The organism is Streptomyces sp. NPDC001848 (assembly GCF_042891915.1).
Classification (GTDB): Bacteria; Actinomycetota; Actinomycetes; order Streptomycetales; family Streptomycetaceae; genus Streptomyces.
The window spans coordinates 163130-176456 of record NZ_JBIATP010000010.1 but is presented as its reverse complement, the minus strand read 5'-3'; the positions used below and the strand labels follow the sequence as shown (position 1 = coordinate 176456).

The 13327-nt window shown below is 70.4% G+C and carries 15 protein-coding genes; 14 read left to right on the top strand and 1 reads right to left on the bottom strand.

Annotation, left to right across the window (positions count from 1 at the left end; genetic code table 11):
* The first annotated feature begins 5 nt into the window (after window positions 1-5).
* The 11 genes from lepB (ACFYZJ_RS21865) to ACFYZJ_RS21815 all read left to right on the top strand — a co-directional run bounded on the left by lepB (ACFYZJ_RS21865) (window position 6) and on the right by ACFYZJ_RS21815 (window position 9445).
* Window positions 6-761 carry a signal peptidase I gene (gene lepB, locus ACFYZJ_RS21865; RefSeq protein WP_388570546.1) on the top strand — a complete coding sequence of 252 codons (756 nt, stop codon included), beginning with the start codon at window positions 6-8 and terminating at the stop codon, window positions 759-761.
* Window positions 754-1842 (top strand): signal peptidase I, encoded by a 1089-nt coding sequence (gene lepB / locus ACFYZJ_RS21860; RefSeq protein ID WP_388570544.1) that lies wholly within the window; start codon window positions 754-756, stop codon window positions 1840-1842. The genes lepB (ACFYZJ_RS21865) and lepB (ACFYZJ_RS21860) overlap by 8 nt, the downstream gene beginning before the upstream one ends.
* On the top strand, window positions 1727-2680 hold the full coding sequence (lepB, locus tag ACFYZJ_RS21855; RefSeq protein ID WP_388570543.1) for a signal peptidase I: 954 nt from the start codon (window positions 1727-1729) through the stop codon (window positions 2678-2680). The genes lepB (ACFYZJ_RS21860) and lepB (ACFYZJ_RS21855) overlap by 116 nt, the downstream gene beginning before the upstream one ends.
* A gap of 79 nt (window positions 2681-2759) precedes the next feature.
* Complete coding sequence (lepB, locus tag ACFYZJ_RS21850) at window positions 2760-3506, top strand: signal peptidase I (protein ID WP_388570541.1); 747 nt, start codon at window positions 2760-2762, stop codon at window positions 3504-3506.
* Window positions 3496-4032: an NUDIX hydrolase gene (locus ACFYZJ_RS21845; protein WP_388570539.1), complete on the top strand. Its 537-nt coding sequence runs from the start codon at window positions 3496-3498 to the stop codon at window positions 4030-4032. Before lepB (ACFYZJ_RS21850) ends, ACFYZJ_RS21845 begins: the two co-directional genes overlap by 11 nt.
* Window positions 4033-4088: 56 nt before the next feature.
* Window positions 4089-4397 (top strand): DUF2469 domain-containing protein, encoded by a 309-nt coding sequence (locus tag ACFYZJ_RS21840; RefSeq protein WP_003965949.1) that lies wholly within the window; start codon window positions 4089-4091, stop codon window positions 4395-4397.
* A gap of 91 nt (window positions 4398-4488) precedes the next feature.
* A complete protein-coding gene (locus ACFYZJ_RS21835) occupies window positions 4489-4890 on the top strand; it encodes a YraN family protein (RefSeq protein ID WP_388570538.1) in 402 nt (133 codons plus the stop codon).
* A gap of 1 nt (window position 4891) precedes the next feature.
* On the top strand, window positions 4892-6517 hold the full coding sequence (locus ACFYZJ_RS21830; protein WP_388570536.1) for a YifB family Mg chelatase-like AAA ATPase: 1626 nt from the start codon (window positions 4892-4894) through the stop codon (window positions 6515-6517).
* Window positions 6514-7674 (top strand): DNA-processing protein DprA, encoded by a 1161-nt coding sequence (gene dprA / locus ACFYZJ_RS21825; protein WP_388570534.1) that lies wholly within the window; start codon window positions 6514-6516, stop codon window positions 7672-7674. Before ACFYZJ_RS21830 ends, dprA begins: the two co-directional genes overlap by 4 nt.
* Window positions 7675-7946: 272 nt before the next feature.
* Complete coding sequence (gene whiG, locus ACFYZJ_RS21820) at window positions 7947-8789, top strand: RNA polymerase sigma factor WhiG (protein WP_388570532.1); 843 nt, start codon at window positions 7947-7949, stop codon at window positions 8787-8789.
* A 98-nt stretch (window positions 8790-8887) separates the two neighbouring features.
* Window positions 8888-9445, top strand: a complete 558-nt coding sequence (locus tag ACFYZJ_RS21815) for a TetR/AcrR family transcriptional regulator (protein ID WP_388570775.1) — start codon at window positions 8888-8890, stop codon at window positions 9443-9445.
* Window positions 9446-9522: 77 nt separating this feature from the next.
* Here the strand turns inward: ACFYZJ_RS21815 and ACFYZJ_RS21810 are convergent, their stop codons facing one another.
* On the bottom strand, window positions 9523-10191 hold the full coding sequence (locus ACFYZJ_RS21810; RefSeq protein ID WP_388570530.1) for a murein hydrolase activator EnvC family protein: 669 nt from the start codon (window positions 10189-10191) through the stop codon (window positions 9523-9525).
* 245 nt (window positions 10192-10436) lie between these two features.
* Here ACFYZJ_RS21810 and rpsB point away from each other — a divergent pair, with 245 nt between their 5' ends.
* The 3 genes from rpsB (at window position 10437) to pyrH (ending at window position 13309) form a co-directional block, all read left to right on the top strand.
* Window positions 10437-11300, top strand: a complete 864-nt coding sequence (gene rpsB, locus ACFYZJ_RS21805) for a 30S ribosomal protein S2 (protein WP_388570528.1) — start codon at window positions 10437-10439, stop codon at window positions 11298-11300.
* 221 nt (window positions 11301-11521) lie between these two features.
* Window positions 11522-12358 carry a translation elongation factor Ts gene (gene tsf, locus ACFYZJ_RS21800; RefSeq protein ID WP_103839951.1) on the top strand — a complete coding sequence of 279 codons (837 nt, stop codon included), beginning with the start codon at window positions 11522-11524 and terminating at the stop codon, window positions 12356-12358.
* Between the two features lie 192 nt (window positions 12359-12550).
* On the top strand, window positions 12551-13309 hold the full coding sequence (pyrH, locus tag ACFYZJ_RS21795; RefSeq protein WP_388570526.1) for a UMP kinase: 759 nt from the start codon (window positions 12551-12553) through the stop codon (window positions 13307-13309).
* Window positions 13310-13327 lie beyond the last annotated feature (18 nt).

Sequence of the window (13327 nt, the reverse complement as noted above, 5' to 3'; positions counted from 1 at the left end):
CCCCGATGGACACCGAAGCACAGCACCTGGAGCGCGACCGCTCCTCCCACCCCACTCGGCCCGAGGAGACCTCGGACACGGCGGGGCCGGAGGAACGGTCGCGTTCCGCGTTGCTGCCCCGGGCGGCCGACTGGCTGCCCGGTGGCCGGATCACCCTGACCGCCCTGGCCTGCCTGTTGTTCCTCCTGACCCTCGGCACGTTTGTGACGCAGCCGTTCGACATTCCGAGCGGTTCCATGGAGCGCGGATTGAGGATCGGGGACCGCGTTCTCGTAAATAAGTTGGCGTACCGTTTCGGATCGAAGCCGCAGCGAGGCGACATCGTCGTGTTCGACGGCACCGGGTACTTCGGGAACGCCGACTACGTCAAACGGGTAGTAGGTGTGGGGGGAGACCACGTGGTCTGCTGCGACAAGGAGGGGAGGCTCGAGGTGAACGGCCGGTCGGTCGACGAGTCGTCGTTTCTTTACCCCGGCAACAGCCCGTCCGACGTCTCCTTCGACGTCGTCGTGCCCGACGGCACGCTCTTCGTCCTCGGCGACCACCGCAGTCGATCCAGCGACTCCCGGGACCACCTCGGCTCCCCGGGCGGCGGCATGGTCCCCGTCGGCGCCGTGATCGGGCGGGCCGACTGGGTGGTCTGGCCCGCCGCGCACCTCAAGCACCTCACCCGCCCCGGCGCCTACGCACGCGTCCCCGCGCCCGGCGCGAACGCCCCGGAGGCGAAAGCGCCGGCCACAGCGGGCGGTGCGCATGGGTAACCGGGGCAAGCCGCGCGGTGTGCCGTCCGACACCGCCACGCAGAACCTGCTGCCCACCGGCGCGCGGCGCGCCGCCGGCGGGGCCCCCACCGGACGCAGCCGTGCCGAGCGGCGCAAGCTCCAGCGCAAGGTGAAGCGGAAGAGGAGGCGTTCCGCCGTCAAGGAGATACCGCTCCTCGTCGGTGTCGCCGTCCTCATAGCACTGGTCCTGAAGACCTTCCTCGTGCAGGCGTTCGTCATCCCGTCGGGCTCGATGGAGAACACGATCCAGATCGGCGACCGCGTCCTCGTCGACAAGCTCACCCCGTGGTTCGGCTCCAAGCCGCAGCGCGGTGACGTCGTCGTCTTCCGGGACCCCGGCGACTGGCTCGCCGGGGAGAAGACGCCCAAGAAGAACGACCCCATCGTCGTCAAGCAGGTCAAGGAAGGGCTCACCTGGATCGGCCTGCTGCCGTCCGACAACGACAAGGACCTCATCAAACGGGTGATCGCGGTCGGCGGGGACACGGTGAAGTGCTGCGACACCCAGGGGCGCGTCACGGTCAACGGCATGCCGCTGAACGAGCCGTACATTCACCCGGGGAACAAACCTTCGGACTTCTCGTTCTCGGAGACCGTGCCACCGGGCCGGCTGTGGGTGATGGGCGACCACCGGGCCAACTCGGCCGACTCGCGCTACCACCGCAACGAGCCGTACGGCGGTACTGTCTCGGAGGAGTCCGTCGTAGGCCGCGCCATGGTTATCGCCTGGCCCATTGGGCACTGGACCCGACTGAAGGAGCCGGACACTTACGCGTCGGTGCCGGGCGGTGCGACGAGCGCACTCGGTCCGTCGCATAGGGTGGCCTCCGCGGATCGATACGGATTGATCCCCCTCCCGAGCCCTGCGGAACTCCCGCTCGTTATGGGAGTGGTGGGCCTGCGTCGACAGGGGCGCCGGCGGCGGTACGGAGTGAGGAGTGGATGTGGGGGATTTGGCGGTCGGCGCACGGTCCGGACACGAGGGTCCCGAGGAGAGGCCGGAGCGACCCGACGAGGCGGCTGCCCCGGCCGCGGAAGAGCACGTCGGCTCCGGGAGTGACGCCCCGGTGCACGGCGCGCGGGAGAGCGACGGACAGGGCGGCGGCCCCAAGAAGCAGCGCTCCTTCTGGAAGGAACTTCCGCTCCTCATCGGTATCGCGCTGGTGCTCGCGCTGCTGATCAAGACGTTCCTGGTGCAGGCGTTCTCGATCCCCTCGGACTCGATGCAGAACACCCTCCAGCAGGGCGACCGCGTCCTCGTCGACAAGCTGACCCCGTGGTTCGGCTCGAAGCCCTCGCGCGGCGAGGTCGTGGTCTTCCACGACCCGGACAACTGGCTGGCCGGCGAGCCCACCAGCACGCCCAACGCCCTGCAGACGGCGCTGAGCTGGATCGGCCTGATGCCGTCCGCCGAGGAGAAGGACCTCATCAAGCGTGTCATCGGCGTCGGCGGCGACACCATCGAGTGCAAGGGCACCGGCCCGCTGCTGGTCAACGGCAAGCCGCTCAACGAGCCGTACGTGTACCCGGGCAACACCCCCTGCAGCGTCGACGACCAGGGCGGCCAGTTCAAGGTCACGGTCCCGCCGGGCAAAATCTGGGTCATGGGCGACCACCGGCAGAACTCGCTCGACTCCCGCTACCACCAGCAGGACAAGTTCCGGGGCTTCGTGCCGGTGGGGAACGTCGTGGGCCGCGCCATCGTGATCGCCTGGCCGCCCACCCGCTGGGACACGCTGCCCATCCCCGACACCTTCGACCAGGGCCTGAACACGGTGGCACCCTCCGCCCTCGGCCTGGTCGGCGCCGTGCCGCTGGTGGTGTGGCGCAGGCGCCGCCTCACCGCACGCCTTACCGACGGAAACCCGCGGGTTTCCGGCAGCGGTACCGCCGGGTAGGGTGCCGTCCCAGATCGCCGATCTTCCGCGGCCCGGCTGTGGCCGCTGGATCGATTCTCCGACCTGGGGAGCTGTGGGAATGAGCGGGACTGGTCGTGCGGACAAGGGCCGCGGACGGCTCGGCAGCAGGCTGTCGGGGCTGGCCGTGGCCCTCGGCTGTGTGCTCTTCCTCGGCGGGTTCGTCTGGGGCGCGATCGTCTACCAGCCCTACACCGTGCCCACCAACTCCATGTCCCCCACGATCGCCGCCGGCGACCGGGTCCTCGCACAGCGCGTCGACGGCGCCGACATCCGGCGCGGCGACGTCATCGTCTTCCGCCAGACGACGTGGGGCAACATGCCGCTGGTCAAGCGGGTCGTGGCGGTCGGCGGCGACACCGTCGGCTGCTGCACCCACGGCAAGCTGACCGTCAACGGCAAGCAGATCGACGAGTCCTACCTCGTCAAGGGCGAACCCGCCGAGTTCAAGACCATCCCCACCATCACGGTCCCCGAGGACCGGCTGTTCGTGCTCGGCGACGAGCGCAGCGGCTCCCTGGACTCCTCCGCCCACCTCACGGAGGCCTTCAACGGCACGGTGCCGCGCACCGCGGTGGACGCCCGTGTGGACGCCGTGGTGTGGCCGATGCACGGCATGCTGGCGCGCCCCACGGGCTTCGAGGCACTGGGTCCGATCTCGTCGCCCGGGCCGCTGCGGCTGGTCCTCGGCGTGATCGTGGCGGGTGCGGTGCTGGTCCTGGGAGGCGCGGCCTACGGACCGATCGCCGGGCGCGCGGGACGCAGGCGCGGCACCGCGGTACGGACGGAGCCGGCCCGTGCCCGCTGAGGCCTCCCCGCCCGCGCCCGCGTCGCCGGACGAGCCGGGCGCCACCGGGCCGCGCAAGGTGGCCCGGGTGATTCTGCTGGACCCCGACGACCGCATCCTGCTGCTCCACGGCCATGAGCCGGAGAACCCGGCGGACGACTGGTGGTTCACTCCCGGCGGCGGCGTCGAGGGGGACGAGACGCGCGAGCAGGCCGCGCTGCGGGAAGTGGCCGAGGAAACCGGCATCACGGACGTCGAGCTGGGCCCCGTGCTGTGGCGGCGCAGATGCTCGTTCCCCTTCGCCGGCCGCCGCTGGGACCAGGACGAGTGGTACTACCTGGCCCGTACGACCCAGACCGCCACGGCCGAGCCGAATCTCACGGAACTGGAAAAAAGCAGTGTCGCGGGAGCACGGTGGTGGACGTGCGGAGAACTGGCCGAGGCACATGAGACGGTGTATCCGAAGAGACTCGCCGAGCTGCTGCGCACACTGCTCGACGAAGGTCCTCCCGCCGGACCTGTGACCCTGGACACGGAAATCGTCTAGGGCCTCACAGGAGTGGCGCACAATGGGGGGATCGCACGGCTGAAGGGGAACATGCCATGAGCGCCGAGGACCTCGAGAAGTACGAGACCGAGATGGAGCTCAAGCTCTACCGGGAGTACCGCGATGTCGTCGGTCTGTTCAAATACGTGATCGAGACCGAACGGCGCTTCTACCTCACCAACGACTACGAGATGCAGGTGCACTCGGTCCAGGGCGAGGTGTTCTTCGAGGTGTCCATGGCGGACGCCTGGGTGTGGGACATGTACCGGCCCGCCCGTTTCGTCAAACAGGTACGCGTCCTCACATTCAAGGACGTGAACATCGAGGAGCTGAACAAGAGCGACCTGGAGCTGCCGGGCGGCTGAGCACCCCGCCCGCTATGTCACCCGTGTGGGTGACGGAGTTTTCCACAACCGCCGAGTAGTCCACCAAGATCCATCCGGTGGAGCCCGATGCGTGACGGTTGGCGCCGGAGGTGGTGCCGACATGACCACACACCAGGCACGCAACGCACTCGGCAGGTACGGAGAGAACCTCGCCGCCCGACGCCTCACCGCGGCCGGGATGACCATCCTGGAGCGCAACTGGCGCGACGGCAGAAACGGCGAGATCGACATCGTCGCCAGGGACGGCGACGTCCTGGTCGTCTGCGAGGTGAAAACCCGCAGGGGCGGCTCCTTCGAGCATCCGATGGCCGCCGTGACCCCGCAGAAGGCCGAGCGGCTGCGCGACCTCGCCGAACACTGGATCCAGGCCCACGGCGGCGCCCCACCAGGAGGCGTCCGCATCGACCTGATCGGCGTCCTGCTCCCCGAGCGCGGCGCACCCGCCGTCCAGCACGCGCGAGGGGTGGCCTGACATGGGCTTCGCACGCACCTGCTCCGTGGCCCTCGTCGGCGTCGAAGGCGTGGTCGTCGAGGTCCAGGCCGACCTCGAACCAGGCGTCGCCGCGTTCACCCTCGTGGGCCTACCCGACAAAAGCCTCACGGAAAGCCGCGACCGGGTCCGGGCCGCCGTGGTCAACTCGGGCGCCGAATGGCCCCAGAAGAAGCTCACCGTCGGACTCAGCCCCGCCTCCGTACCCAAGGCCGGCAGCGGATTCGACCTCGCCGTCGCCTGTGCGGTCCTCGGCGCCGCCGAACGGATCGACCCCCGGGTCCTCGCCGACATCGTCATGATCGGCGAACTGGGCCTGGACGGACGGGTCCGCCCGGTCCGCGGCATCCTGCCCGCCGTCCTGGCCGCCGCCGACGCCGGCTACGAACAAGTGGTCGTGCCGGAATGCGCCGCCGCCGAGGCCTCACTCGTCCCCGGCGTGTCCGTGCTCGGCGTCCGCAGCCTGCGGCAACTCATCGCCCTCCTCGCCGACGAGCCCGTACCCGACGAGGAGCCGGACATGGAAGGCCGCCCCGATCCCCTCCTCGCAGGCCTGCGCGTCCCGGGCACCGGAGCCGCCACCGGAATGCACAGCGTGGGCGCCGCACAGCACGACACCGCCCACGACCTCGCCGACGTCGTCGGCCAGAACTCGGCCCGCACCGCGGTCGAGGTGGCCGCGGCCGGCGGCCACCACCTCTTCCTCGAAGGCCCACCCGGCGCCGGCAAGACCATGCTCGCGGAACGGCTGCCCACCATCCTGCCCCGGCTCGACAGGCAGGAATCGCTGGAAGTCACCGCGGTGCACTCGGTGGCGGGCCTGCTCCCACCCGGCAAACCCCTGATCGACATCGCCCCCTACTGCGCCCCGCACCACTCGGCCACCATGCAGGCCCTCGTCGGAGGCGGCCCCGGCGTCGCCCGGCCCGGCGCCGTGTCACTCGCCCACCGAGGAGTCCTCTTCCTCGACGAAACCCCCGAGTTCAGCAGCCACGCCCTGGACGCCCTGCGACAACCCCTGGAGTCCGGGCACGTCGTGATCGCCCGCAGCGCCGGCGTCGTACGGTTCCCCGCCAGGTTCCTCATGGTGCTCGCCGCCAATCCCTGCCCCTGCGGACGCTTCTCCCAGCGCGAAACCCAGTGCGAATGCCCACCCTCGGCAATCCGCCGCTACCAGGCCCGGCTCTCCGGCCCCCTCCTCGACCGGGTCGACCTGCGCGTCGAGGTCGACCCCGTCACCCGGGCCCAACTCACCGACCGCGGCGCCCGCGGTGAGACCACCGCCACCGTCGCCGACCGCGTCCGCGCCGCCAGACAGCGAGCGGCAGCCCGCCTCGCCGACACCCCCTGGCGAACCAACAGCGAAGTACCGGGACGCGAACTGCGCAACCGCTGGCACGTCGCACCCGGCGCCATGGACGAGGCCGAGCGCAACCTGGAACGCGGCCTCCTCACCGCCCGAGGCCTCGACCGCGTGCTCCGCGTGGCCTGGACGGTCGCCGACCTCATCGGCCACGACCGGCCGAACGCCACGGACGTCGCCCTGGCACTGCAACTGCGCACCGGCGTCCCGAGGGGCGTGCCGATGACGATCGGAGCACCCGCATGAACGAGGACAGCACCCCGGACGCCGAAACCCTCGCCCGGATCTTCCTCACCCGGGTCATCGAACCCGGAGACGAGGCCGCCGGCCGCTGGCTGCGCGAACACGGCCCCAGGGAACTGGCCCGACGGTTATGCGAAGGCGGCAGGAGGCTGCCAGGAGTGACCGACAAACGCTGGACAGGGCTCCTCGCGCGGGCCGCGGCGGCCGAGCCGGAACGGGACTGGGCCGCCGCCCGCGAGGCCGGGATGAGGTTCGTGTGCCCCGGGAGCGCCGAGTGGCCGGCCCAACTCGACGACCTCGGGGACGCCCGCCCCATCGGACTGTGGGTGCGAGGGCGGCCCAGCCTGCGCATGTGGGCCCTGAAGTCCGTCGCCGTCGTCGGCGCCCGCGCCTGCACCGAGTACGGCGCACACATCGCGGCCACCCTCGCCGCCGACCTCGCCGAGCGCGGCTGGGTCGTCGTGTCCGGGGGTGCCTACGGCATCGACGGCGCCGCCCACCGGGGCGTCCTCGGGGCCACGGGCGCCACCGTCGCCGTCCTCGCCTGCGGCGTCGACCGGCCCTACCCGCGCGGACACAGCCGGCTGATCGGCAGGATCGCCGAGCAGGGGCTCGTCGTGGGCGAGCTGCCGCCCGGAGAGCATCCGACACCGAGCCGGTTCATCGTCCGCAACCGGATCATCGCCGCACTCACCCGCGGCACCGTCGTCGTCGAAGCCGCCCACCGCAGCGGCTCCCTGGTCACCGCACGTGCCGCAGGGCGGCTCGGCCGCTTCGTCATAGGCGTCCCCGGACCCGCCACCAGCGCACTCTCGGCCGGCGTGCACGAACTGCTGCGCGGCGACGCCGTACTCGTCACCGACGCCGCGGACGTCGTGGAACTCGTCGGCGACATGGGCGAGCTCGCCCCGGACCGACGCGGCCCCGTCCTGCCCCGCGACCTGCTGGAACCCGCCGCCCGACGCGTCCTGGCCGCTCTGCCCGCACACGGCACCGCCTCCGCGCACGCCATCGCGCGCGGCGCGCAGACGACCCAGGACGACGCGGTCGGGAGACTGTACGAACTCCGATCACTTGGATACGTCGAACGACACGGCGACGGCTGGAAGTTGACACGCCAGGCGATCACAGCCGGTCGACAAGATCACCTCCCGCGCTGACCGAGCGTGTGTCGGCCGTCCGGGCGACCCCCGACAGCCTTGGCGTTTCCCGCAGTTGACCCTTTCCGGCGATCACAGAGGGCTACCACGGCGGCCACGACAACCGCCCCACACGGCCCGATCGCGCAGGGGTGATCCGCTGCCCTTCGCACACTGCGACACCACAGTCACGCTACGCTCACGAGGTTCCGACTCAGACAGGCCATCCCGGCACCAGACCGACAGCTCACCCAGGTATCACCAGTTCACTGCAGAACGGCACAAGGCGACGAATGCCCCAGCACACCTCCGGGTCCGACCGGGCGGCGCTTCCCCCAGCCGCCCGTGACGGCGGCAGCGTGCGCCCGCCCGCTCCCTCGACGCTCGACGAGTTGTGGCGGTCGTACAAGGAGACGGGGGACGAGCGGTTGCGGGAGCAGCTGATCCTGCACTACTCACCGTTGGTCAAATACGTGGCCGGCCGGGTGAGCGTCGGCCTGCCGGCCAACGTGGACCAGGCGGACTTCGTGTCATCGGGTGTCTTCGGGCTGATCGACGCGATCGAGAAGTTCGACATCGACCGGGAGATCAAGTTCGAGACATACGCGATCACCCGCATCCGGGGCGCCATGATCGACGAACTGCGGGCCCTGGACTGGATCCCACGATCGGTACGGCAGAAGGCACGCAGCGTGGAACGGGCGTACGCGACCCTGGAGGCGCGCCTGAGGCGGACGCCCACCGAGCCGGAGGTGGCCGCGGAGATGGGCATCGGCGTGGAGGAGCTCCATGCCGTCTTCAGCCAGCTGTCACTCGCCAACGTGGTCGCCCTGGAAGAACTGCTGCACGTGGGCGGTGAGGACGGGGACGGGCTGAGCTTCATGGACACGCTGGAGGACACCGCCGCCGACAACCCGGTCGAGGTGGCCGAGGACCGGGAACTGCGCAGGTTCCTGGCGCGAGCCATCAACACGCTGCCCGAGCGGGAGAAGACCGTGGTCACGCTCTACTACTACGAGGGGCTCACGCTGGCCGAGATCGGCAACGTGCTCGGCGTGACCGAGAGCCGGGTGAGCCAGATCCACACGAAGTCGGTCCTGCAGCTACGGGCCAAGCTGGCCGCCTTCGGCCGCTGAGGCGCGATCCCGTCACCGGCGCGTGTGGCCGGAGTGACTGCCGTCGGGGTCGGTGCGTCCGTACAGTGGTGGACGTGCCAAGGATTCGAGCGGCCTCCGTGGCCGAGCACCGGTCGATGCAGCGAGCCGCCCTGCTGGACGCGGCACGGTCCCTGCTGTCCGAGGGAGGCACGGAGGCACTGACCTTCCCGGCCCTCGCCGAGCGCACGGGCCTCGCCCGCTCCTCGGTCTACGAGTACTTCCGCTCCCGCGCGGCCGTCGTCGAGGAGCTGTGCGCGGTCGACTTCCCCGTGTGGGCGGCGGAGGTCGAGGCGGCGATGGCGGCGGCCGAAGGCCCCGAGGCCAAGATCGAGGCGTATGTACGGCGGCAGCTCGCCCTCGTGGGGGACCGGCGGCACCGGGCCGTGGTGGCCATCTCGGCCAGCGAACTCGACGCCGGGGCCCGCGAGAAGATCAGGGCGGCGCACGGGGGTCTCGTCGCGATGATCGTCGAAGCCCTGCGCGACCTGGGCCACCGCGAACCCCGACTCGCCGCGATGCTGCTCCAGGGCGTCGTCGACGCGGCGGTACGGCGTATCGAACTGGGCGCGGCGGAGGATCCGGTGGCGATCACGGAGGTGGCGGTGGCGATGGCCCTGCGCGGCATCCGGGGCTGATTCCCCCGCCCCCTCCCCCTCCCCCTCCCCCTCCCCCTCCCCCTCCCCCCACCCCCCACCCGGTCACCAGCCGCCACCTACGGCCCCGCCACAGGCACAGGCACCCCCTCCACAGGCAGCAGCCGAGACGGCCCCGCACGCAGCAGCCACGGCGGAAGCAGTGACAGCGGGTCCAGGTACGTCTCGCCCCGGCGCAGGCCCCAGTGCAGGCACGGGCCCGGGCAGTGGGCCGTCGATGGTTCCAGTACGCCCAGTACGTCGCCCGGGTCCACCTCGTCACCTTCCCGTACCGACGCGCGCACCGGCTCGTACGTCGTGCGCAGCGGTGGGTCGCCGGTGCCCGTCAGGTCGACCGCGACCACGCCCCGTCCCGCCACCCGGCCCGCGAACGTCACCCGCCCGGCGGCGACCGCCCGCACCGGATCCCCCGCGGCTGCCGCCAGGTCCACGCCCCGGTGGCCCGGTCCGTACGGAGTCGCCGGGGGCTCCCAGCCCCGTACCACCGTGGGGCGCACACCCACCGGCCACAGACGGCCCACGGCCGGCACCGAAGCACCCGCGCCGGGCGCGGGCGCCCCCGGCGAAGGCCCCCGGGCCGCCGCGGGCACCGCTGTCCACGGCCCCCGGGCCGACGGCGACACCGTGGCCGAGGGCCCGCCGCCCGCCCACGCCGCCGAGGCCGGGACTCCCGCCATGACCAGCAGCAGTGCCGCCGGCCAGGTCCGCACACTTCGTTTCGTTCGCATGGGGGTACCGTGCCGGGCGATGGGCGGACCTGCCGGAACCTGTGGACAACTGACCGGTTGTGGACAGCGGCGTCACCCTCCACCCCGGCGGTCCCGTACACTTCTTGTGGCGATCCGGGTCACCGGGTCGACTTCGCACGCCCCGACACGGGCCCTCGCGGGCCGGTGTCAGCGCCTCCTCGGTCCTTCGCGGCACGGCGCACGCGGGCGTCAGGAACAACCGAGAAAACACAAGGAGAACGGCCATGGCCGTCGTCACGATGCGGGAGCTGCTGGAGAGCGGCGTCCACTTCGGTCACCAGACCCGTCGCTGGAACCCGAAGATGAAGCGCTTCATCTTCACCGAGCGCAACGGCATCTACATCATCGACCTGCTCCAGTCGCTGTCGTACATCGACCGCGCCTACGAGTTCGTCAAGGAGACCGTCGCCCACGGCGGCACGGTCATGTTCGTCGGCACCAAGAAGCAGGCGCAGGAGGCCATCGCCGAGCAGGCGACGCGCGTCGGCATGCCGTACGTCAACCAGCGCTGGCTGGGCGGCATGCTCACCAACTTCTCGACCGTCTACAAGCGTCTGCAGCGCCTGAAGGAGCTCGAGCAGATCGACTTCGAGGACGTCGCGTCCTCCGGTCTGACCAAGAAGGAGCTCCTGGTCCTCTCCCGCGAGAAGGCCAAGCTGGAGAAGACCCTCGGCGGTATCCGCGAGATGCAGAAGGTGCCGAGCGCCGTCTGGATCGTGGACACCAAGAAGGAGCACATCGCGGTCGGTGAGGCTCGGAAGCTCAACATCCCGGTCGTCGCCATCCTCGACACCAACTGCGACCCCGACGAGGTCGACTACAAGATCCCGGGCAACGACGACGCGATCCGCTCCGTCACCCTGCTCACCCGTGTGATCGCCGACGCCGTCGCCGAGGGCCTCATCGCCCGTTCCGGCGTGGCCGCCGAGGGCAAGGGCGAGAAGGCCGCCGGCGAGCCGCTCGCCGAGTGGGAGCGTGACCTGCTCGAGGGCGAGAAGAAGGCCGAGGAGGCCCCTGCCGCCGAGGCCGAGAAGCCGGCCGAGGCTCCGGCTGCGGAGGCTCCGGCCGCCGAGGGCGAGCAGGCCTGACCTTCAGGGCCGTTCGGCTGATGTGAGGGCGGGCGGCGCCGTGCGCGCCACCCGCCGTTCATCCGTAGCCCTTAGATCTGCTTCAGGCCGACGGATCCGCATCGGCGGATCTTCACCGGCGGCAGATCTTCGTAGCCCGTAGATCTTCGGCGGTCGCCCGTCCCCGGGTCGGCGGCCGCCCCTTCGAGACTTCGAACTCCGAGAAGAGATTCACGAAAATCATGGCGAACTACACCGCCGCCGACGTCAAGAAGCTCCGTGAGCTCACCGGCGCCGGCATGATGGACTGCAAGAAGGCGCTGGACGAGGCCGAGGGCAACGTCGACAAGGCCGTCGAGGCGCTCCGCATCAAGGGCCAGAAGGGCGTCGCCAAGCGCGAGGGCCGCTCCGCCGAGAACGGCGCCGTGGTCTCCATCATCGCCGACGACAACTCCTCCGGTGTCCTTGTCGAGCTGAAGTGCGAGACCGACTTCGTCGCCAAGGGCGAGAAGTTCCAGGCCGTCGCCCAGGCGATCGCCGAGCACGTCGCCAAGACCTCCCCGGCCGACCTCGAGGCCCTGCTCGCCTCCGAGATCGAGCCCGGCAAGACCGTGCAGGCGTTCGTCGACGAGGCCAACGCCAACCTCGGCGAGAAGATCGTCCTCGACCGCTTCGCGCAGTTCGCCGACGGCTACGTGTCGGCGTACATGCACCGCACGATGCCCGACCTGCCGTTCCAGATCGGTGTGCTCGTGGAGCTCGACAAGCCGAACGCCGAGGTCGCCAAGGGCGTCGCCCAGCACATCGCCGCCTTCGCGCCGAAGTACCTCTCCAAGGAGGACGTCCCGGCCGAGGTCGTCGAGTCCGAGCGCCGCATCGCCGAGGAGACCACCCGCGCCGAGGGCAAGCCCGAGGCCGCCCTGCCGAAGATCGTCGAGGGTCGCCTCAACGGCTTCTTCAAGGACGCCACGCTGCTCGGTCAGCCCTACGCGCTGGACAACAAGAAGTCCGTCCAGAAGGTCCTGGAAGAGGCCGGTGTCACCCTGAAGCGCTTCACGCGCATCAAGGTCGGCATCTGAGTCCGGACCGCGATCGACGCGCGACCCCGGTAGGGTCGAAAGCAGTCGTCCCCGCCGTTCGCGTGCGCCGACCCGCACACGCGTGTGGCGGACGACAGCAGATCTGACGAGGAGGCCATTGCCGCGCATGGGATGCGAAACACGCCCCACCGGCAATGGCCTTCTTCGTATGCGCACCACGAGGAGATCTCCATGACCACCAAGGCCGAGAAGAGCGACGACGGCAAAGTTCGCGGCCGGTTCCTGCTGAAGCTGTCCGGAGAGGCGTTCTCCGGCGGCACCGGACTGGGTGTCGACCCGGACGTGGTGCATGCCATCGCCCGGGAGATCGCGGCCGTGGTGCGCGACGGATCCCAGATCGCCGTCGTCATCGGTGGCGGCAACTTCTTCCGCGGCGCGGAACTCCAGCAGCGCGGCATGGACCGGGCCCGCTCCGACTACATGGGCATGCTGGGCACGGTCATGAACTGCCTCGCCCTCCAGGACTTCCTGGAGAAGGAGGGCATCGACTCGCGTGTGCAGACCGCCATCACCATGGGCCAGGTCGCCGAGCCGTACATCCCGCTGCGTGCCGTGCGCCACCTGGAGAAGGGCCGTGTGGTCATCTTCGGCGCCGGTATGGGCATGCCGTACTTCTCCACCGACACGACCGCCGCCCAGCGTGCCCTGGAGATCGACGCCGAGGCGCTGCTGATGGGCAAGAACGGTGTGGACGGGGTCTACGACTCCGACCCGAAGACCAACCCCGAGGCCGTCAAGTTCGACTCCCTCAGCTACGGAGAGGTCATCACCCGCGACCTGAAGGTCGCCGACATGACCGCGATCACGCTGTGCCGGGACAACAAGCTGCCCATCCTCGTCTTCGAACTGCTGGCGGAGGGCAATATCGCCCGGGCCGTCAAGGGTGAGAAGATCGGCACACTCGTGGGTGACCAAGGCAGCCGGGAGTGACCGGAGGCAGACCCGCCG

What these genes read in the sequence shown, in the direction of transcription:
- lepB (WP_388570546.1), top strand. Translation starts at nt 6, where the DNA reads ATGGACACCGAAGCACAGCACCTGGAGCGCGACCGCTCCTCCCACCCC.
- lepB (WP_388570544.1), top strand. Translation starts at nt 754, where the DNA reads ATGGGTAACCGGGGCAAGCCGCGCGGTGTGCCGTCCGACACCGCCACG.
- lepB (WP_388570541.1), top strand. Translation starts at nt 2,760, where the DNA reads ATGAGCGGGACTGGTCGTGCGGACAAGGGCCGCGGACGGCTCGGCAGC.
- ACFYZJ_RS21840 (WP_003965949.1), top strand. Translation starts at nt 4,089, where the DNA reads ATGAGCGCCGAGGACCTCGAGAAGTACGAGACCGAGATGGAGCTCAAG.
- ACFYZJ_RS21830 (WP_388570536.1), top strand. Translation starts at nt 4,892, where the DNA reads ATGGGCTTCGCACGCACCTGCTCCGTGGCCCTCGTCGGCGTCGAAGGC.
- dprA (WP_388570534.1), top strand. Translation starts at nt 6,514, where the DNA reads ATGAACGAGGACAGCACCCCGGACGCCGAAACCCTCGCCCGGATCTTC.
- whiG (WP_388570532.1), top strand. Translation starts at nt 7,947, where the DNA reads ATGCCCCAGCACACCTCCGGGTCCGACCGGGCGGCGCTTCCCCCAGCC.
- ACFYZJ_RS21810 (WP_388570530.1), bottom strand. Translation starts at nt 10,191, where the DNA reads ATGCGAACGAAACGAAGTGTGCGGACCTGGCCGGCGGCACTGCTGCTG.
- rpsB (WP_388570528.1), top strand. Translation starts at nt 10,437, where the DNA reads ATGGCCGTCGTCACGATGCGGGAGCTGCTGGAGAGCGGCGTCCACTTC.
- tsf (WP_103839951.1), top strand. Translation starts at nt 11,522, where the DNA reads ATGGCGAACTACACCGCCGCCGACGTCAAGAAGCTCCGTGAGCTCACC.
- pyrH (WP_388570526.1), top strand. Translation starts at nt 12,551, where the DNA reads ATGACCACCAAGGCCGAGAAGAGCGACGACGGCAAAGTTCGCGGCCGG.